The organism is Actinobacillus equuli (assembly GCF_900636745.1).
In the GTDB taxonomy this organism is placed as follows: Bacteria; Pseudomonadota; Gammaproteobacteria; order Enterobacterales; family Pasteurellaceae; genus Actinobacillus; species Actinobacillus equuli.
Map to the genome: position 1 here is coordinate 1,706,747 of NZ_LR134310.1, position 21,484 is coordinate 1,728,230.

18 protein-coding genes are annotated in these 21,484 nt (G+C 39.3%); 12 read left to right on the forward strand and 6 right to left on the reverse strand.

The genetic code is table 11. The features are described 5' to 3' along the window. Positions 1–34: 34 nt before the first annotated feature. The 12 genes from EL121_RS08095 to EL121_RS08150 all read left to right on the forward strand — a co-directional run bounded on the left by EL121_RS08095 (position 35) and on the right by EL121_RS08150 (position 12,828). A complete protein-coding gene (locus tag EL121_RS08095) occupies positions 35–1,426 on the forward strand; it encodes a DASS family sodium-coupled anion symporter (protein ID WP_039196002.1) in 1,392 nt (463 codons plus the stop codon). A 245-nt stretch (positions 1,427–1,671) separates the two neighbouring features. Beyond that, entirely contained in the window at positions 1,672–3,069 is a 1,398-nt protein-coding gene (locus tag EL121_RS08100) for an SLC13 family permease (protein WP_039196004.1), read from the forward strand. 291 nt (positions 3,070–3,360) lie between these two features. Further along, positions 3,361–4,716, forward strand: coding sequence for an SLC13 family permease (locus tag EL121_RS08105; RefSeq protein ID WP_039196006.1), 1,356 nt, complete (start codon positions 3,361–3,363; stop codon positions 4,714–4,716). Between the two features lie 156 nt (positions 4,717–4,872). Continuing rightward, entirely contained in the window at positions 4,873–6,048 is a 1,176-nt protein-coding gene (locus EL121_RS08110) for a phosphoglycerate kinase (RefSeq protein WP_039196008.1), read from the forward strand. Positions 6,049–6,198: 150 nt separating this feature from the next. After that, entirely contained in the window at positions 6,199–7,275 is a 1,077-nt protein-coding gene (gene fbaA, locus EL121_RS08115) for a class II fructose-bisphosphate aldolase (RefSeq protein ID WP_039196010.1), read from the forward strand. 124 nt (positions 7,276–7,399) lie between these two features. Then, positions 7,400–8,194 carry a peptide ABC transporter ATP-binding protein gene (locus EL121_RS08120; RefSeq protein ID WP_005621993.1) on the forward strand — a complete coding sequence of 265 codons (795 nt, stop codon included), beginning with the start codon at positions 7,400–7,402 and terminating at the stop codon, positions 8,192–8,194. Positions 8,195–8,223: 29 nt separating this feature from the next. Continuing rightward, positions 8,224–8,910: an AzlC family ABC transporter permease gene (locus EL121_RS08125; protein WP_156112310.1), complete on the forward strand. Its 687-nt coding sequence runs from the start codon at positions 8,224–8,226 to the stop codon at positions 8,908–8,910. Positions 8,911–8,913: 3 nt separating this feature from the next. After that, positions 8,914–9,207, forward strand: a complete 294-nt coding sequence (locus tag EL121_RS08130) for an AzlD family protein (protein ID WP_039196014.1) — start codon at positions 8,914–8,916, stop codon at positions 9,205–9,207. A 159-nt stretch (positions 9,208–9,366) separates the two neighbouring features. Beyond that, a complete protein-coding gene (locus tag EL121_RS08135) occupies positions 9,367–10,005 on the forward strand; it encodes a nitroreductase family protein (protein WP_039196016.1) in 639 nt (212 codons plus the stop codon). Between the two features lie 100 nt (positions 10,006–10,105). Next, positions 10,106–10,630: a TIGR00645 family protein gene (locus EL121_RS08140; RefSeq protein WP_039196018.1), complete on the forward strand. Its 525-nt coding sequence runs from the start codon at positions 10,106–10,108 to the stop codon at positions 10,628–10,630. An 82-nt stretch (positions 10,631–10,712) separates the two neighbouring features. Beyond that, positions 10,713–12,083, forward strand: coding sequence for a glutathione-disulfide reductase (gene gorA / locus EL121_RS08145; RefSeq protein WP_039196020.1), 1,371 nt, complete (start codon positions 10,713–10,715; stop codon positions 12,081–12,083). 73 nt (positions 12,084–12,156) lie between these two features. Next, complete coding sequence (locus EL121_RS08150; RefSeq protein ID WP_039196021.1) at positions 12,157–12,828, forward strand: hypothetical protein; 672 nt, start codon at positions 12,157–12,159, stop codon at positions 12,826–12,828. A gap of 50 nt (positions 12,829–12,878) precedes the next feature. Here EL121_RS08150 and EL121_RS08155 read toward each other — a convergent pair whose 3' ends face one another. From EL121_RS08155 to malE, 6 genes are all read right to left on the reverse strand, one after another. After that, positions 12,879–13,673 carry a TatD family hydrolase gene (locus EL121_RS08155; protein ID WP_039196023.1) on the reverse strand — a complete coding sequence of 265 codons (795 nt, stop codon included), beginning with the start codon at positions 13,671–13,673 and terminating at the stop codon, positions 12,879–12,881. Positions 13,674–13,739: 66 nt separating this feature from the next. Next, a complete protein-coding gene (locus EL121_RS08160) occupies positions 13,740–15,326 on the reverse strand; it encodes a carbon starvation CstA family protein (RefSeq protein ID WP_039196025.1) in 1,587 nt (528 codons plus the stop codon). Positions 15,327–15,542: 216 nt separating this feature from the next. Then, a complete protein-coding gene (malQ, locus tag EL121_RS08165) occupies positions 15,543–17,561 on the reverse strand; it encodes a 4-alpha-glucanotransferase (RefSeq protein WP_039196027.1) in 2,019 nt (672 codons plus the stop codon). A 92-nt stretch (positions 17,562–17,653) separates the two neighbouring features. Further along, positions 17,654–18,544 (reverse strand): maltose ABC transporter permease MalG, encoded by an 891-nt coding sequence (gene malG, locus EL121_RS08170; protein WP_039196028.1) that lies wholly within the window; start codon positions 18,542–18,544, stop codon positions 17,654–17,656. A gap of 50 nt (positions 18,545–18,594) precedes the next feature. Further along, positions 18,595–20,145 (reverse strand): maltose ABC transporter permease MalF, encoded by a 1,551-nt coding sequence (gene malF, locus EL121_RS08175; RefSeq protein WP_039196030.1) that lies wholly within the window; start codon positions 20,143–20,145, stop codon positions 18,595–18,597. Between the two features lie 113 nt (positions 20,146–20,258). Further along, complete coding sequence (gene malE, locus EL121_RS08180) at positions 20,259–21,443, reverse strand: maltose/maltodextrin ABC transporter substrate-binding protein MalE (protein ID WP_005601768.1); 1,185 nt, start codon at positions 21,441–21,443, stop codon at positions 20,259–20,261. Between the last annotated feature and the right edge of the window lie 41 nt (positions 21,444–21,484).

Genomic DNA, 21,484 nt, shown 5'->3' on the forward strand with positions numbered 1-21,484 from the left:
CCTTGTATTTTAATTGTTCAATTGTGGGGGCGCTATGGACGCAACTTCTGTATCTCTTAAGAAAACCAATATGCGTAATAATGTGATTTTTATTGCGAATGTTGTACTGTTTTTTATTCTCCTCAATACGCTGCCTTTCGCGCCTGAAGCGAATAAAGGTTTGGCGTTATTAGTTTTTGTTGCTGTATTGTGGCTTACCGAAGCATTACATGTCACCGTAACGGCATTACTCGTTCCAATTCTCTCAATTGCATTAGGATTAGTAAAATCTAAAGATGCGTTAGTTGCATTTGCTGATCCGACAATTTTCCTTTTCTTTGGTGGTTTTGCCTTAGCGACCGCATTACATATTCAGCAATTAGATCGTCTCATTGCGAATAAAATTATGGCAATGGCAAAGGGTAAACTTTCTGTTGCGGTGATTTATTTGTTTGCGGTGACGGCATTCCTTTCAATGTGGATGAGTAATACGGCAACCGCTGCCATGATGTTACCGTTGGCGATGGGGATTTTAAGTAAATTGGATCGCTCTCAACATCATAATACTTATGTATTCGTATTACTGGGTATTGCTTATAGCGCAAGTATCGGAGGAATGGGTACTTTGGTCGGCAGTCCGCCGAATGCGATTGTGGCGTCACAATTACATCTGTCATTTGCAGACTGGATGAAATACGGTTTACCGATTATGTTTATTTTGCTGCCGTTAATGGTGGGAGTGCTGTATGTGGTATTCAAACCTAAATTTGATGTGCAGTTTGAACAAACTTTTGAAAAAATCGAGCTTAATCGTGATCGTATTCTGACCTTGGTTATTTTCGTTTTCATTGCTTTAAGCTGGGTGTTTAGCTCTCAATTGAATCCGATCATTTCAGGTTTATTAGGGCTAAAAGGCAATATCGGTAGTTTTGACAGTATTATGGCAATGGTTGCTGCCGCATTAATTTGTATTACTCGCGTAGCAACTTGGCAGCAGGTTCAAGAGAATACGGAATGGGGCGTATTATTCCTATTCGGTGGCGGCTTGACTTTAAGTGCAGTACTTGGTCAAACAGGTGCAAGCAAAATTATGGCTGACGGTATTGTTGCCTTAATTGACGGTAGCCACTTTTATGTAATTGGGTTAATTGTTGCCGCCTTTATTATTTTCTTAACTGAATTTACTTCAAATACGGCAAGTGCAGCGTTATTAGTGCCGATCTTTATTTCAATTGCACAAGCGCTTAATATGCCGCCACTTGGATTGGCGTTAATCATTGGTTTAGGCGCAAGTTGTGCCTTTATGTTGCCGGTAGCAACGCCGCCGAATGCGATTGTATTTGGTACGGGGCAAATTAAACAAAATGAAATGGTTAAGGCCGGTTTTTGGCTAAATGTAATCTGTATCGTTGTGATTGCAACTATCGGCTATCTATTTTGGCTATGATAATAGCATTGCCAAAAGTTAGTTAAAATCAACTGCTTACGCCTTATTTATTGGTTTAAATATAAACCGGAATAGGGCGTTTTTTATATAAATTGGTTGTACCTGTTTAAATTTCTTACTAAAAATTATGATATACCTCATGTTTTTTTATTTTGGTTATTTTTTTGAAATGATTTTTTGATATAGTCACCTCGTTTTAAATAAATCATAACATTCTAATCAAATTCGAAACATGAGGGACATTGATGTCTGAAGCTAAGCAATTTAAAGAAGATGTAGCTAAAAATCGTCGAAATACCATCATTTATATTCTTGATGTTATTCTGTTTTTGGCATTACTTAACTTTTTACCTTTCGAGCCGGCTCCGACTAAAGCACTTGCTTTGCTTGCTTTTGTGGCTGTGTTATGGCTTACGGAAGCAATGCACGTCACTATTACCGCATTATTTATTCCGGTTCTGTCGGTCTTTTTAGGTTTAGTTGAATCTAAGCAAGCGTTAGTGGCGTTTGCTGATCCGACAATTTTTCTCTTCTTTGGTGGTTTTGCGTTAGCAACAGCACTACATATTCAGAAAATTGATAAATTAATTGCCAACAAAATAATGGCGCTTGCCAAAGGCAATTTATTTGTTGCTGTGCTCTATCTTTTCCTTGTGACAGCCGTGCTTTCAATGTGGATGAGTAACACCGCAACCGCCGCAATGATGTTACCGCTAGCCTTAGGTTTATTAAGCAATATGGATAAAGAACGAGATCACAACACATTCGCTTTTGTGATTTTAGGTATTGCTTATAGTGCGGGGCTTGGCGGTATGGGGACTTTAGTTGGTAGTCCTCCGAATGCAATTGCTGCATCACAATTAGGCATTGGCTTTGCCGAATGGTTACTCTATGGTTTGCCGATGGTGGCTATCTTATTACCAATGGCATTAGTGGTGTTGTATTTTAATTTCCGTCCGAAGTTTTCAGGTAGTTTCGAATATCATGCGGAAGATATTCCAATGAACCGTAAACGTCTGATTACCCTAAGTATTTTCGTAGTGATTGCGCTTTGTTGGGTTTTTGGGCAACAAGTAAATAGCTTTATTTCACCATTGCTAGGATTATCAAAAAATATCGGTAATTTCGATAGTATGGTTGCAATGGTGGCGGCACTTGCTTTATGTGCTTCACGTGTCACGACTTGGAATCAATTACAAGAAGGAACCGAATGGGGCGTGTTGTTCTTATTCGGTGGCGGTTTAACCTTAAGTTATGTGTTAAGTCATACCGGTGCGAGTAAAATTATGGCGGAAGGTATCGTTTCATTAATTGAAGGTAAACACTACTACATTATTTGCTTGATTATCGCAGCGTTTATCGTGTGTTTAACCGAATTTACGTCAAATACGGCAAGTGCGGCATTGCTTGTACCGATTTTTATCTCAATTGCAGAGTCATTAAACCTTGACCCTCGTGCATTTGCCTTAATTATCGGCTTTGGTGCTTCATGTGCCTTTATGATGCCGGTGGGTACGCCGCCGAATGCGATTGCATTTAGTACGGGTATTGTAAAACAAAGCGATATGTTACGTTCGTATAAACTTAGTATCGTTTGTATTCTAGCCATCTCTCTTATCGGTTATTTCTTCTGGTTGAAATAAATTGATTGAATTCTGAAAAGCGTAGCGTATCGGCTACGCTTTTTTATTTTATAAAGTGAATATTTATTTGTTGATTTTAAGTTTATATTCAATTTTCTAGCAAAAAGGTAATTGTTTTTGCGTAATTAGTTAATGGAGTACTCTAGATAAAATAATTAGTTGATTTTCCGTTTTATCTCTTTACTTTTGATAAAAATACGCTATTGTCGAATTTAAGGTCTATAAAAGACCAATATGCAAACAATAAGAGGTATAACTATGTCAAAAACAACTAAAAGCCCAATAAGGGGCATGATAATTTTATTGCTGGATCTGATACTGTTTTTTGCGTTAATTAAACTGCTACCATTTAATCCGCAAGAGAATCGAGGGCTGGCATTGCTTATTTTTGTCGGCATTTTATGGCTAACCGAAGCTTTCAATATTACTGTTACCTCTTTAATGGTGCCTATTTTTGCCATTTTCCTGAATGTCTTATCAACCAAAGCGGCTTTCGCTCCTTTCTCTGAACCGATTATCTTTATGTTTTTTGGTGGTTTTGTTATTGCTGCCGTACTTAATTTGCAGAAAATCGATTTATGGATCGCAAACCATGTGATTCGTTTAGCCAAAGGTAATTTAAAACTTACCGTTATCTATTTATTTGGTGTTACGGCAGGGCTTTCGTTATTTATTAATAATACGGCGGTTGCGGCGTTAATGTTGCCTTTAACGCTTGGGATTTTGCATCAGTTAGATTTTCAACAACATCGCAGATTATATGTATTTGTATTGCTTGGCATTGCTTTTAGCTCAAGTATCGGTGGGATGGGAACTTTGGTCGGATCAGCGCCTAATGCGATTTTAGCCTCTTATATTAAAGTGTCATTTTCTGAATGGCTTGCGTATGGTATGCCAGTAGCTGTGTTATTAATGATTGCGATGGTGTTTTCATTATTAGTTGTGCTACGCCCGAACTTTAATGTGCCGTTTGAAGCAAAAGTTGAACAAATTCCATTAACGGCACAACGTTTAACGACATTAGTTGTTTTTTGCGTGACCGCAATTTTATTAACCTTTAGTAGCGTGATTGAACCTGTTGTACGCCAAGCTTTTGCATTAAAGGAATCAATTAAAAGTTTTGATGCGGTGATTGCAATGGTTGCAGTTGTCGTGCTTTGCATTACGAATACGGCAACATGGGCGCAAATTCAAGAACGCGCAGAGTGGGGCGTATTAATGTTATTTGGTGGCGGTTTAACCCTTGGGATCGTGTTGAAAGATACCGGTGCAAGTAAAATTCTGGCTGACGGTATCGTAAATTATATCGGTAATAAGCACTGGCTCATTATGACGCTTTCTATGGCGGCGTTTATTGTGTTTTTAACCGAATTTACTTCAAATACCGCAAGTGCCGCGTTGATGATGCCGATTTTTATTTCGGTAGCAAACTCTCTCGGTTTGCCACCGATTTCACTAGCGGCAATTATTGCTTGTGGTGCTTCCGCTGCCTTTATGTTACCGATTGCCACACCGCCAAATGCCATTGTGTTTGCTACCGGCTATATAAAACAAAGTGAGATGGTTAAAGTCGGGTTAATTATGAATCTCGCTTGTGTGTTAATTCTTGGCTGCTTGTCGTATTTCTTCTGGACCACTTGGTGGTAGCACTCCATTTGGAGTAAAAGAGGTCAAATAAGCGCTCAAAAATCGATTGTTTTTTGCAAAATTGTGCAAGAATTTGATCTACATTCGCCCAAAATGGGTAGAAAATGATATAATCATGCTGTTTTATTTTTGAAACTTAAAAAAGAGGAACTTACTATGTCAGTTATTAAAATGGCAGACCTTGATCTTGCTGGCAAACGTTTATTTATCCGTGCTGATTTAAACGTACCGGTAAAAGATGGCAAAGTGACATCTGATGCACGTATTCGTGCAACCATTCCTACCTTAAAATTAGCATTACAAAAAGGTGCTAAAGTAATGGTAACTTCTCACTTAGGTCGTCCAACTGAAGGTGTATTCGAAGAAGCAAACTCTTTACAACCTGTGGTTGATTATTTAAATGCATCAGATTTAGGTGTGCCGGTACGCTTAGTACGTGACTACTTAGACGGTGTTGATGTTGCGGAAAACGAAATCGTTGTGCTTGAAAACGTACGTATCAATAAAGGTGAGAAGAAAAACGATCCTGAACTAGCAAAAAAATATGCGGCACTTTGTGATGTTTTCGTAATGGACGCATTTGGTACAGCACACCGTGCTGAAGGTTCTACTTACGGTGTTGCACAATTTGCACCGGTTGCATGTGCTGGCCCGTTATTAGCGGCAGAATTAGATGCTTTAGGTAAAGCATTAAAAGAGCCACAACGCCCGATGTTAGCAATCGTAGGCGGTTCAAAAGTTTCTACTAAATTAACTGTTTTAGACAGCCTTTCAAAAATCGCAGACCAATTAATCGTTGGTGGCGGTATCGCAAATACTTTCATCGCAGCAGAAGGTCACCCTGTAGGTAAATCTTTATATGAAGAAGATTTAATCCCTGAAGCAAAACGTTTAGCTGCAGCAACTAATATCCCAGTTCCTGTTGATGTACGTGTAGGTACAGAATTCTCTGAAACCGCTCCGGCAACAGAAAAAGCCGTATCTGAAGTTCAAGCGGACGAATCAATTTTTGATATCGGTGATAAATCAGCAGAAGAATTAGCAAATATCATCAAATCTGCAAAAACGATTCTTTGGAATGGTCCGGTTGGCGTATTTGAATTCCCTAACTTCCGTAAAGGTACTGAAGTGATTTCAAACGCAATCGCTGAAGCAACGGCAAACGGTGCATTCTCTATCGCAGGTGGCGGTGATACGTTAGCGGCGATCGATTTATTCGGTATTGCAGATAAAATCTCTTACATCTCAACAGGTGGCGGTGCGTTCTTAGAATTCGTAGAAGGCAAAGTATTACCGGCAGTTGAAATCTTAGAGAAACGTGCAAACGGCTAATTCTTAATAACAAGCGGTCAAAATTCGCAAAATTTTTGCAAAATTCGACCGCTTGTAGGGACATGAAACTTCGTGTCCGTTACAAAATTTAAGAAGGACGCAATGCCTTGCGTCCTACCAAATCTATCAAACACTATAGGAAACTCAAAAATGGCATTATTAGACATCGTAAAACCGGGTGTAGTAACAGGCGACGACGTTCAAAAAGTATTCGCTTATGCTAAAGCAAACAATTTTGCAATTCCGGCGGTAAACTGTGTAGGTTCTGACTCTGTAAATGCAGTATTAGAAACTGCAGCACGTGTAAAAGCACCCGTGATCGTTCAGTTCTCTAACGGTGGTGCACAATTCTATGCAGGTAAAGGTATCAAACCAGCATCAGGTGCTCGTGCAGATGTTTTAGGTGCAATCGCAGGTGCGAAACACGTTCACGCGTTAGCAGAAGAGTACGGTGTACCGGTAATTCTTCATACTGACCACGCTGCGAAAAAATTACTTCCGTGGATTGACGGTTTATTAGAAGCGGGTGAAAAACACTTTGCGGAAACAGGTAAACCTTTATTCTCTTCTCACATGATCGACCTTTCAGAAGAGCCAATGGAAGAAAACATGGCAATCTGCCGTGAGTACTTAGCTCGTATGGATAAAATGGGTATGACACTTGAAATCGAAATCGGTATTACCGGTGGTGAAGAAGATGGTGTAGATAACTCAGATGTTGAAGAGTCTAAATTATATACTCAACCTGAAGACGTGTTATACGTTTACGACCAATTAAACCCAGTAAGCCCACGTTTCACTGTTGCTGCGGCATTCGGTAACGTACACGGCGTTTACAAACCAGGTAACGTAAAATTAAAACCTTCAATCTTAGGTGCATCACAAGAGTTCGTTTCTAAAGAGCGTAACCTTCCTGCGAAATCAATCGACTTCGTATTCCACGGCGGTTCAGGTTCATCACGTGAAGAAATCCGTGAAGCGATCAGCTACGGTGCGATCAAAATGAACATCGATACAGATACGCAATGGGCATCTTGGGACGGTATTCTTCAATTCTACAAAGCGAACGAAGCATACTTACAAGGTCAATTAGGTAACCCAGAAGGTCCAGATTCTCCAAACAAAAAATACTACGATCCACGTGTTTGGTTACGTAAAATGGAAGAATCTATGTCTAAACGCTTAGAGCAATCTTTCGAAGATTTAAACTGTGTAAACGTTTTATAATTTCAGATTGTAAAAAGTTAACCAAAAAAGACCGCTTATCGGCGGTCTTTTTCATTGATAATTGAAAAAGGATAATCAATAATTATTCGTTCAAATTATCTTTTTTCTATTATCTATTACTGTTATGGCATTATTAGAAATTCAAAATCTCAGTAAACGTTTTACTGACCGAATAAGTTTATTTCGCAAGCAAGATTTTTATGCGGTAAAAGAAGTCTCTTTTAGCTTAAATAAACGTGAGACGCTGGCGATTATTGGTGAAAACGGTGCGGGAAAATCGACTTTATCAAAAATGATTGTCGGCTTAACCAAGCCGACTTCCGGAAGTATGCTATTCCGTGGCAAAAAATTAAAATTCGGCGATTACCAATTCCGTACTCGTCATATTCGAATGATGTTCCAAGACCCGAATTATGCTTTTGATCCTAACTATAACATCGGGCAAATCTTAGATGCTCCGCTACGTTTGGCAACAGATCTCAGCGAAGCCGAACGTAATGAACGTATCTTTCATATCTTAAAATTAGTCGGAATGTATCCGGAACACGCCTTGATTCATATTAAAGACACTTCAAGCAGCCAGAAACAACGTATTGCTTTGGCTCGGGCGCTGATTTTAGAGCCTGAAATCCTGATTGCAGACGATACGCTAAGTACATTAGATTTTTCAGTGAGAACACAACTGACTAATTTAATGCTTACCCTCCAAGAACGTTTGGGCATTTCAATTATCTATGTCGGACAGAATTTAGGTTTAATTAAGCATATTGCGGATAAATTAATGGTTATGCATGAGGGGGAAGTGGTAGAGTATGGTAAAACCAAAGACCTCCTGTTAAACCCACAAAGTGCGATTACCGCCCGTTTAATTGAAAGCCATTTTGGCAAGCAACTTACACCGGAAGCTTGGGCTGAATAGCCTACTTTTCATAAAATAAAAATTAAATTATGCAACATCATGAATTTTTCCGTGGAGTAAAGGAAGTCTCTCCGATGACACTTGGCTTTATTCCATTAGGGCTTGTGCTTGGCGCTCAAGCTTCACAAAAAGGTATGCCGTTTTACGAAATCGGCTTGTTAACGGGGTTGAATTTTGCCGGCGGTTCGGAATTTGCTGCCGTGAATCTTTGGAATCATCCGCTTGCCATCAGCGTTATTGTTGCTGTTTCAATGTTGATTAATAGCCGTCATATTATTATGGGGGCGGCGTTATCTCTTTATATGAAAAACATCGGTCGTTTGAAATCGCTCGGCTTACTCTTTTTTATGACGGACGAAGTATGGGCGATGAATTTAGCCGATGCGCAGAAACGCCCGCAAAAAGCAATTAGTATTCCCTATTATATGGGAACGGCAATCAGCCTTTATATTATGTGGGTGAGTTCCAGTATGTTAGGCGCTTATATCGGGCCTTTTGTCGGTGATCTAGAGAAATACGGTTTCGATATGTCTTTTACCGCCATCTTTTTAGTAATGTTAAAAGGAATGTGGAAGTCGTTTTCATTTGCTCGACCATGGTTTGTTAGTCTGTTGGTAGCAGGATTGGTTTTCCATACGGTTGAGGGCGCTTGGTATGTGCTGGCAGGCGCATTGTCGGGGATTTTATCCGCCTTTCTTTGCATTAAGAGAGGATAAATAATGGCATCGAGTGTTTTCTTCACGATTATTTTAATGGCGTTCTCGACTTATCTTACTCGCATTCTTGGCTTTCTTGTGCTGCGAAATCGAAAATTAAGTCGCACAACAGAGAAAGTAATGGAAGCTGTTCCGGGTTGTGTTTTAATTTCCGTTATTGCCCCGACCATTATGTCCGGCGATATTGCCAATACGATTGCTGTCATCCTTACTTGTTTGGCAATGATGAAATTTTCCTTATTTCCCACGGTGATTATTTCTATTGCTGCAACCGGCTTACTACGTACTATTTTCTAGCTGAACAAGCGGTTAAATTTGCGAGAAAATTTGCAAATTTAACCGCTTGTTTGGTTTTTGATCTAGTTCATAAAAAGTTTTAAATACCTCATTTAGACTATTTCTCTTTATTTTAGCTAAACGTACACTGATAAAAATAATTTGTAGAAGGAATGAAAAATGGAACTAAAGAATGTTATTGAACAGCGCAAAACCATCAAAGTTTTTAATCCTAATGTGAAGATTGAGCGCCAAGAGCTGGAAGAAATGTTAGCACTGACACAGCTTGCGCCCTCTAAAGCGAATTTACAACCATGGCGCTTTGTAGTGGTGGACGATGCTGTGCAAAAAAATAAATTACTGGGTTCTGTTGCATTTAATGCACCGCCATGTGAAACGGCTTCAGCAGTGATTTTAGTACTAGCGGATTTACAATATCAGTTGTTACTGGATGATATTTTGGAACGTTCGATTGAGACAGGTTGTTTACATGCTCAATTTAAGCAACGTTCATTGGATTTTCTACTCAGTGTACATAATGCTTCGAGTGAACAAGATATCCGTGATCAAGTGATCACCGACACGAGTTTAGCCGCTATGCAGTTTATGCTGATTGCCAAAGATAAGGGCTATGATACTCATGCTATTGGGGTGTTTGATCGTTCTGCCGTATTAACCGCACTCGATGTAGATGCCGAACGCTATTTGCCAGTGATGCTATTAGCGATTGGCAAAGCTGCGACAGCAGCACTACCGAGTAGCCGTTTACCGCTTAACTATACCGTTTCATGGAATAACGGACAGGGTTTTAAAAAGTAATTGTAATATTTGTTAAACAAGCGGTCTAATTTATTAAAACTTTTACCAAAAGTTGTTAGAATTAGCCCGCTTTTTTTTATGATGCTTATATTGAGGAAGTATGCAATCTGTTAATAATTCAATTTTAAATAAGATTATTTTTGCAAGCCGTTGGCTGCAATTGCCAATTTATTTAGGCTTAATTGTCGTGCAAGGCATTTACGCTTATAAGTTTATGAAATCACTTTATAACTTAATTGTAAACCTTGGTGTCATGGACGAAAATACGATTATGCTAACGGTATTAAACCTCATTGACGTGGTGATGATTGCTAACTTATTAATTATGGTAATTGTCGGCGGTTATGAGACATTCGTGTCAAAACTTCATGTGGATGATCATCCGGATCAACCTGAATGGCTTCATCATGTGAATGCTTCGGTATTAAAAGTGAAATTGGGGATGTCGATTATTAGTATTTCTTCTATTCATTTACTGCAAACCTTTATCAATGCGGCAAATTTAGATGAAAAAACTATGCAATGGCAGGTGATTATTCATGTGACGTTCTTAATTTCAGCAGTAGCGATGGCTTATACGGATAAGATCTCGCATTCATCGGCAGTCAGTTCAAAACAGCATTAGGCCTATCACAATAATTTAATGCATTTTTACAAAAAGCGGTTAGAATTAAACCGCTTTTATTTTATTTATAGTAGGGAAGATTATGACAAAACATTATGACTATTTAGCCATTGGCGGCGGCAGCGGTGGTATTGCTTCAATCAATCGTGCGGCAAGTTATGGTAAAAAATGTGCGATCATTGAAGCGAAATATCTCGGCGGTACTTGTGTGAACGTGGGCTGTGTGCCTAAAAAAGTGATGTTTTACGGTGCGCATATCGCAGAAGCAATTAACAGCTATGCGCCTGATTACGGTTTTGATGTGACGGTAAATAATTTCGATTTTGCGAAATTAATCGAAAGTCGTGAAGCCTATATTTCTCGTATTCATACCTCATACAACAATGTCTTAGCTAAAAATAATGTTGATGTATTTAATGGTTTTGCCAAGTTTGTTGATAGCAAAACAGTGGAAGTCACTTATGCGGACGGCAGTACAGAACAAATTACTGCGGATCATATTTTAATCGCAACCGGCGGTCGTCCGTCGATTCCGGCGGTTAAAGGCGCAGAGTACGGTATTGATTCTGACGGGTTCTTTGCATTACGTGAATTACCGAAACGTGTTGCGGTAGTCGGCGCCGGCTACATTGCGGTTGAAATTGCCGGTGTATTAAATAGTCTCGGTTCTGAAACGCATTTATTTGTACGTCAACACGCTCCGTTACGTAATCAAGATCCTCTGATTGTTGAAACGTTAGTGGAAGTCTTAGCACAAGATGGTATCACGCTACATACTCAAGCGATTCCGCAAGAAGTAAGTAAGAATGCTGACGGTTCGCTAGTATTAAAATTAGCGGATGGCAGAGAAACAACTGTGGATTGCTTAATTTGGGCAATTGGTCGTGAGCCGGTGTGTGATAAAATCAATCTTGATGCAGTAGGCGTGAAAACCAACGCTAAAGGTCAAATTATCGTAGATAAATTCCAAAATACCAATGTACCGAATATTTATGCGGTTGGTGATATTATTGAAGGCGGTATTGAATTAACACCTGTAGCGGTAGCAGCGGGTCGCCGTTTATCTGAACGTTTATTTAACAATAAACCGAATGAACATTTAGATTACAATTTAGTGCCAACGGTTGTATTTAGCCACCCGCCTATCGGCACGGTCGGCTTAACCGAGCCGCAAGCAATTGAGCAGTATGGTGCTGAAAATGTAAAAGTGTATAAATCTTCATTTACGGCAATGTATACTGCGGTAACACAACATCGCCAACCTTGCCGAATGAAACTGGTTTGTGTCGGTCAAGAAGAGAAAATAGTCGGCTTACATGGCATCGGTTTCGGCGTTGATGAAATGATTCAAGGATTTGCCGTAGCGATTAAAATGGGAGCAACAAAAGCTGATTTTGATAACACTGTGGCGATCCATCCAACAGGATCAGAAGAATTTGTAACTATGCGATAATTATAATAATATATCAAGGTAAGTAAGCTCTTTTGTTTGCTTACCTTTTGTCTTATTAGGAATGAAATTTAAAATGAAAAACTTATTAGCCGCTTTAGGGGTAAGTTTTCTCTTAGCTGGATGTTTTGATGATGCGAAAAAGCAGGATGCTGATTCTAGTCAAATGCCCGTAGAGCAAAAACAGCCTCAAACAGGAGAAAAACCTGAGGAGAAATCTTCAGAACAAGGGATCGAAGAAAGTAAAGTTTCTTCGGAGAATGTTGATAAATCTGAAAAAGTTGTTGATGTAACAGATAAAAAGAAAGAGCAATCTGTATCTACAACACATGTCGATAAAGAAGAGAAATCTGTAATTCATCTTGAGAAAGAAGAAAAAACAGAATTGTTGAAAACAAGCAAGCCTGATGAGCAGCATAAAATGATTGAAAAACGCCATAAGCCAGAAAAGAGCGTTACACAAAAATCATTTGTTGCAGCATCTCGCGAAGCGAAACTTGGGAAGAGTACAACACATTCTGCCACAAAATCTAAATCGACTAAGCGTCGTCAAGATGTTAATGGTACTTATGAAAATGGTAAGCTAGTGAGTAACTTCTCTCCGGAAGAGTTACGAGTTGGTGCGCAGGTGCCTATGTCGGATAATGAAATTCGTCAACAAAAGATTCAATGTCGTTATCCGTTTATGTCTCAAGAAGAGGTAGCCGAGAATAATTGTGGTGTAAAAACCGTGACGATTTCGTACTAATTGAGTCGCTATATAAAATGGAAAATAGGGCAAAATATTTTGCCCTATTTTTATTTATACCAAAATAAATCTTCGCTGGTTTTCCAGATCGTTTCAGCAATTTCTAGTGGCGATTCGTTACGTAATTCACATAGCGCTTGAAAACTTACGTTCAGCCTTTCCGGTCGATTCGGTTCTCCCTGAAAACCAAATACAGGCATATCGGGTGAATCAGTTTCTAGTAATAAACTTGCTAAAGGTAGCTTACGAATAGCCTCTCTGGTTTTATTGGCTCTTGCATAGGTAATTGTACCTCCCACCCCAATTTTATAGCCTAAATCAATAAAGCGTTTTGCTTGGTCATAACTTCCGGCAAATCCATGAATCACTCCAGTATGCGATAGATTGGCTTTTTTTAGAAATACCGAAAGTTGGTCATGACTTTTTCGCGAATGTAAATTTACCGGCAAATTAAACCGCTTGGCAAAAGCAAGTTGTGCTTCTAAAAATTCACACTGTTTATGCCAAAGTTCGGGGGTACAAAGCGTTTCTACCGCTCTTTCTAAACCAATTTCCGCAATTGCAGTACATTGTGGGTCTTGTTGTGCTAATAACGATTCTAAATAATCTAAATGAACCGTTTGGTGTTGTTGAATATAAAGCGGGTGTAAGCCTAATCCATACACTAAATCTTCTGGTGCTTGCTCGGCACAAGCGGTTACTTTTGCAAAATTTTCTGCAAATACAGACACAATTAAAATGCGAGTGACATTTGCATGTTTGGCATTTTCAACAAGTTGGGGAATGGAAAGATTGAGATTTTCCGCAACATAATCTAGATGAGTGTGGGTATCAAAGAATTGCATATAAGTGAATGGTTAAAATAAAAAAGCGAGGAAATTATCCCCGCTTTTAAAATATCAATCAATGGATTAATTTGTTACATAGGCATCTTCATCACGTTCGCCTAGTGGTTTAAGCATGGTGAAGAACAATACGATACAAACAGCAGTTGTTGCAAAACCTAAGTAAACAGAAAGTTGATAATCTAAACCGAAGCCGATTTTGTTATAGAACAAGTAGGTTGCGCATACGGTTGTAATAAACCATGCAGGAATTGAACATACCCAGTGGAATTTTTTGTAACGATATAAATATGCCGCAGCAGTCCAAAGCATTACCATTGCTGTCATTTGGTTTGCCCAAGTGAAGTAACGCCATAAGATACTGAAGTCAATTTTTGATACCACGAAGCCTAATGCGAATAACGGTACTGCAATCATTAAGCGTTTAGCTAATGAACGTTGATCAATTTTAAAGAGTTCAGCCAATTGTAAACGTGCAGCACGGAATGCCGTATCACCTGAAGTAATTGGTAATACTACTACGCCTAATACTGCGAAAATACCACCGATAAAGCCTAAGAAGTGTAATGAGCTGTCATAAACCACTTTAGACGGTGAACCTGCAGAAATTGCATCTTGTAACGCTTGTGGGTTTTCATAGAATGCAAGACCAACCATACACCATACTAATGCAATCACCCCCTCGGTAATCATTGCTCCGTAGAAAATAAAACGGCCTTCGCTTTCATTTTCCGCACAACGTGCCATCAATGGGGTTTGCGTTGCATGGAAACCTGATAATGCACCACAAGAAATAGTTAAGAATAATAAAGGCCAAATTGGAACATCACCTTTCACTTGGAAGTTTTGAGTGAATTTTTCCCATGTTAAACCTTGACCGTCTGCATTAATCGTACGGAAGAATTCAATTGGATCCGTTGCACTGAAATGGGACGTAATTAAACCGTAAACCATACCTACAGACATAAACAGTAATAATGCACCGAAGAATGGGTAGATTCGGCCGATGATTTTATCAATCGGAAGTAAGGTTGCTAAGATATAGTAAGCAAAGATGATTAATGTCCAAACAGAGATAACCGTTGCTTTATCCATACCCCAAACCGTTAAGCCGCCTGCTTCAACTGCGTGGTGAAGTGCTTCCGCATCGTTTAGTTGTAAAGTACCGCCTGTCGCACCGAAGACATCCATTGTAATAGTTGCCATTAATTGTGCCGGACTTGCTACGAATACCACGCCAACAAGTAAAAGAAGAACAAGAGCCATCACGTTGATGAATACTTTAACCGGGCGGCCTAAGAATTTACCTGCTAAAGCCGGCATTGTTGCGCCACCGTTACGAATACTTAACATACCACAGAAGTAGTCATGTACCGCACCGGCAAAAATACAACCGATTACGATCCAAAGCATTGCAACCGGACCATATAGCGCGCCGAGGATTGGACCAAAAATAGGACCTGTTCCTGCAATATTTAATAATTGAATGAGCCAAATTTTTGTTTTTGACATTGGCATATAGTCAACACCATCGTTCATCGCATAAGCCGGTGTTGTTTTTTTCGGGTTGATCACGAAGATTTTTTCAATGATCTTTCCGTAAACAAAGTAGCCTAGTACGAGAACTGCTACACAAAAGAAGAACCACAACATATAAAAGTAACCTTATAAAAGTTTGAATTTGGAAATCACAAATCGCCTAAAGGCGTTGTATTTTAGTGATATACGTGAATAAAGTAAATTAAGTTCGTTACTATAAAGAGGAGTTTATGTAATAAATGTGAATGACTTCAAAGTTTTGTTCTGTTCCTCCTATTTTAAATAAGTTACAATTTATAAAAATAGCCACAAGAATTTGTGGCTATTTTGTTATCTATTCCGTTTTTGTTCGAAAGCATCAAGTAGTTGATTGATTTGCTCGTGGTTAAAAATCTCATTAATTGTATGGCTTAATTTTCTACGCCAATTCGGATATTCATTACTTGTTCCGGGAATATTTACCGGCTCGAGCATATTTAGCCAATCTTCCGGCTGGGTGCCAAATAAGGCAGAATTAGTATCCGCCACATAGCGTTGTAATTGGTGCACAAATTGTAGGTTTACGCCTTCGCTATCTTTTGCAAGATCTTGGACTTTTTCGACCGCTTGTCTAATCGCTTCTTTATTGAAATGGCGACTCTGTTTCAGAATATTAAGCACTTTCTCACTTGGATAAACTCCGAATTTCTCACCTAAATCAAAGTCGTAGCCTTTCCAGTAGCCTTGTACGGTCGGTAAATCATGCGTACTGAGTGTAGTCATCGCTTGATATGGATAATTAGTTAATGGCTTACTGCCGTGCTGATCCCATTCAAAGTAGAAAATGTTATAAGCAAGAATACCTTTGTCTTCTAATTTCTGTAGCATGCCTTTCGGAACTGTACCAAGCGCTTCTGCGATGATTAAACATTGGTTTCGTTGGCTTTCTAAGGCAAGAATTGCTAATAAATCTTCTAGCGGATAACGCACATAAGCGCCGTTTTTAGCCGAATCACCTTTTGCCACCCACCACATACGTGCAAAACCAAGAATATGGTCGATACGTAATGCACCGCAATCTTTCATATTGGCACGTAATAAATCAATAAACGGCTGGTATCCTCGGCTTTGCAATACTTCCGGATGCATTGGCGATAATCCCCAATTCTGTCCGTTTGGCGCCATAATATCCGGTGGTGCACCGACAGAGGCATCTAGCACAAATAACTCTTTATCCGCCCAAGTTTCTGCTCCGTTATCGGCAACACCTACCGCTAAATCACGGTAGAAGCCGATAGGCATATTGAGTGTTTTTGCCAATTGATTACACGCTTTTAATTGTTGTTGCGCCACAAATTGCAACCACATATAGAAACGAACTAATTGGCTGTGTTCCGTTTGGAATACCTGTACCGCATTTGAAGCGTAGTCTTGATATTCTTGCGCCCAGAAATTCCAACCCCATTGCTCGCTAAATTGGCTGGATAACCAATAATGCAGTGCGTCGAATGTGCCTTGCACTTTTAGGCTTTCTCCGTATTCATTGATAAATTGTTCGAAAGCTTGTTGGTCTTGCTGAACGAAAGTAGCATAGGCTAAACGTAACCCTTCGAGTTTTAAGCGTATTACTTGCGAATAATCTACGTAGTCTTTTACTCTTGCCTCAATAAGCTGTTGTTGAATTTCTGCGGAATGAAACCAAGCTTGTGCTTCGCTAGATTGTTGGAAGGCATCAATCGCGGTTACATCGATATAAATAATGTTTTGCCATAAACGAGATGAGGGGCTATAGGGGCTGGCACTTTCCGGATTGGCTGGGAAAATCGCATGAATTGGATTTAACCCAACAAAATCACCGCCTTTTTCAGCAAGTCGACTTAGGAAAGTTTTCAAATCGCTAAAATCACCAATGCCCCAGTTATGTTCGGAACGAAGCGTATAGAGTTGTAAAATTGCTCCCCATAATTTTTGTTTTTGTTGTAATTCTTTCGGTTGGAAAGCGGTTTTCGGCGTAATAATAAGACGGCAGTTAAGTGAATAATGTTCACTTTCAAGCTGTAAATGATGATAGCCGAGAGGCAGATCTTTCGGTAAATTGATCGCATTACGTTTTACTTTACCGCAACGTGTTTCACCGTTTTCTAAATGAAGTTGCCAGCGAGCTTGTAAGGCTTTATTGCTATTTGCAAGATTTAGTCGAATATAGACCGCTTGTCCTTCTGTCGCTACCTTTACAGGAGGGATAATGGGTTTACTTTTAGGAGAACCTAAGCGTTTTGTAATTTTGCGACAGACAGCTTGGCTGGCATAACGACGTCTGCCATATTCATCAAAGAAATAAGAGTTAAGGTATGGGTGAAGCGATTTCATTGTGATTTTCCTTTTGGGCTTAGTGAGCATAGCCTCATAAGCGGTTATTTTTTATTTATTTTTTGCAGCCTCGGAGGAGGCTCCTCCGATACCTATCCTTTTACGCCGCCGGCAGTTAAACCACCGACTAACCAACGTTGTGCTAATAAGAATACAAGCGTGATTGGAATTGCAGACAAAATGGCTGCTGCGGCAAAGTCGCCCCAGAGGTAGTTTTGCGGGTGTAAATACTGTTGCATTCCTACTGCAAGCGTGTAGTTATCAACATCTCGTAACAATAGGGAAGCAACCGGTACTTCGATAATGCTTGAGATAAAGGAAAGAATAAATACAACCGCTAAAATCGGTACAGAAAGCGGAAGTAAAATTAAACGGAAGGTTTGCCAAGGGCTTGCACCATCAAGTGCTGCGGCTTCTTCAAGCGATTTATCAATAGTTTCAAAATAACCTTTAATTGTCCAAACGTGCATTGCGATACCGCCTAAGTAAGCAAAGATTACTCCGCCGTGTGTATTTAAACCTAAGAACGGAATGTAATCACTTAGACGATCAAATAAAGCATACAATGCTACTAATGAAAGTACCGCCGGAAACATTTGGAAAATTAACATCGATTTCAGTAATAAGCTTTTACCGGCAAAACGTAAACGAGCAAAAGCATACGCAGCAGTGGTTGAAAGTGCGAGAGTAATTAATGCCGTAATCCCTGCGACTTTGACTGAATTCCATAACCAAAGTAAAACGGGGAATGGCGGTGGAGTTACACTTCCGTCCGCATGAGTAACGCTAATACCTAAGGCGAGTTTCCAGTGTTCAAGTGAAATTTCACTTGGAATCAATTCACCAATTGCTAGGTTTCCGGGACGTAATGAAATACCAATAATCATCAGCATCGGGAATAAGATAATCGCACAAAAACAGATTAGAAAAAGATGCGTGGAAAATAAACGCAATTTCATTGATTTAGGTTGAACAATAGCCATAGTTGATATCCTCTTTGCTCCTTCTTCGTATGTAGAAGGAGCAATGTCAATTAATCTTGTGATAATTTCGTCATTCTGATTTGGAATAATGCTAATCCGCTTACTAGCAAGAAGATGATGACAGCGATTGCAGCCGCTAAACCAAAGTCTTGTGTACCGCTACCTTCAAAGGCAATACGATAAGTGTAACTGACCAGTAAATCGGTATGTCCTGCCGGTGTTGTTGTGCCTACCATATTTGGACCACCGTTAGTTAATAACTGAATTAATACAAAGTTATTAAAGTTAAAGGCAAAGCTGGCAATCATTAACGGCATAAGTGGTTTAATTAACAATGGCATGGTAATTTTCGTGAAATTTTGCCATACACTTGCGCCATCAATCGCAGAAGCTTCATATAAATCGTGCGGAATGGCTTTGAGTAAGCCCATGCAGACAATCATCATATACGGGTAACCTAACCAAGTGTTCACAATCAGTAACATTGCCTTAGCTAAGAACGGATCATTAAACCATTCCGGACGGATACCGAAGAGCTGATTCAGAATGAGGTTGATTTCACCGAAACTTTGGTTAAATAACCCTTTAAAAACTAAGATTGAAATAAAGCCCGGTACGGCATAAGGTAAAATGAGTAACAGACGATAAATCGCTTTACCTTGTAGGGCTTCCCATTGCACCAAAGAAGCAAAAATCATACCGAGTAAAGTCGTAAAAATCACGGTTAAAAGGGCAAATACGACAGTCCAAATAAAGATTTTAATAAAGGGTTCTTGAACACCGTCATCGGTTAAGATTTTGATAAAATTGTGCCAACCGGTTGTAACGGTATAGCCCGGTTCCAATCTACTGTCTATAAAATTATTTTGTGCATCTACTTTTTGGAAGAAACCGATTTCATCATTCGCTTTATAGCGTTCTTGAGTTTCATTATTTGTTAATATTTCACGGTTCTCATCGTAGGTATAACGAGCCTTTTGTTCTGCAAATTGGCGTAAAGAACTCATAGTGAGTTTCTGCTCAGTCGGAAGAACAAGTTTCACAGACTGTAAGTTTTGGCGATTTTGTGTAATGGCTTTTAATGGAGCAATATTACCAGCCGGAAATTGTTCTACTTCATTTACTGTGATTTCCGAAGCTAGGTCGTTTAATACAAGCGGGTCGGAAAGATAATTTTTTTGCGATTCTTTACTGGTTAAAGCAATTTGATATTGGTTGTTATTAACTTCAATAAGTTTGAAATCTAAGCGTTCGCCGGCGGCATACGTTTGGCTTTGTAAGTTTCTGAGTACTTGTTCGAAACTTAGTTGGTTCGAACCGCTATAATTGGTAAATGCGATGACAACGGTACAAATGAGCGGGAAGAGTACAAAGATCCCCATTGCCGCTACACCCGGGTAAACATATCGCCAGTGATAAGTTGATCTGTTAGAGAAAATATAAATACCGGCGGTAACTACTACGAGTACAAGTAATGCAAATAAGATTTCGCCTTGTAAATAAATAGTAAAAACAAGATAAAAAGAGAGTAGGTAAAGTAACCCAATAAATAGGCGTTTTGCCCAAGATTGAGAAGGGGTAACGGTTTTTAGTGCTTGCATAGAATTTCCCCTAAGAATGGAGCAAAATGGGATAAGGTTAAACTCATCCTCTTTGTGAAAAACGATAAAGATAATGGTGGGTCTTAAGACCCACCTATGGGATGAGAGAATATTTATTCTTTCTCAATTTTTGCTTGAGCTTCATCAAGTGCAGCTTTTACGGATTGACGACCGGTAGTTGCGTTACCAATTGCTGCTTTTTCTGAATACCAGAAACGGCTCATTTGCGGAATATTCGGCATAATTTCACCATTTTCCGCATTTGCCATGGTTGCGGCAATGCGAGGATCTTTCGCTAGTTTTTCTTGGAAAGATTTAAGCGCTACAGCACCTAAAGGAACATCTTTATTTACTGTATCTAAACCGGAATCAGTTAATAAGTGATTTTCAAGGAATTCTTTCGCTAAGTCTTTATTTGGGCTTGAAGCGTTGATACCGGCACTTAATACGCCAACAAACGGTTTTGAAGCTTTACCGTTTAAAGTTGGAAGAACGGCTACACCGTAATTAATTTTACTTTTCTCAATATTTGCCCAAGCCCAAGGTCCATTAATGGTTAATGCGGTATTACCTTTATTAAAGGCGGCTTCTGCAACGGCATAGTCCATATCTGCACTGATTACTTTATTTTTTACGAGGTCAACAACATATTGTAAACCTTTTTGTGCGCCTTCATTGTTTACACCGATATCTTTCACATCATAGCCATTTGGCGTAACTTTAAATGCGTAAGCACCTTGAGATGAGATAACCGGCCAAGTGAAGTACGGTTCTTGTAAGTTCCACATGATCGCACTTTTGCCTTTGGCTTTTAATTCTTTATCCAGTTTCTCAACTTCTTCCCAAGTTTTTGGCGGTGTTGCTACTAAATCTTTGTTATAAATAAGAGAGATAGCTTCTACAGCAATAGGATAAGCAATTTGTTTACCATTATATTTAGTCGCTTCCCAACCAATATCTGAGAGTTTCGCTTTAAAATCTGAACTTGGCTGAATTTCTGCTAGTAAACCGGTTTGAGCATAACCACCGAAACGGTCATGTGCATAAATAATAATATCAGGGCCATCACCGGTTGAGGCGACTTGTGGGAATAATTCTTCGAGTTTACTTGGGTGTTCTACAATGACTTTAACACCCGTTTCAGCTTCAAATTTTTTACCCACTTCAGCTAAACCGTTATAACCTTTATCTGCGTTAATCCAAACATTTAATTGTCCTTCGACAATTTTGGCATTCACACCTTGAGCAATACATAATCCTGCTAATACAGCTAAAGCGGTTTTAGTTAATTTTTTCATAGGATTTCCCTCAGTTGGTTTTAAATAATCAATAGACTAAT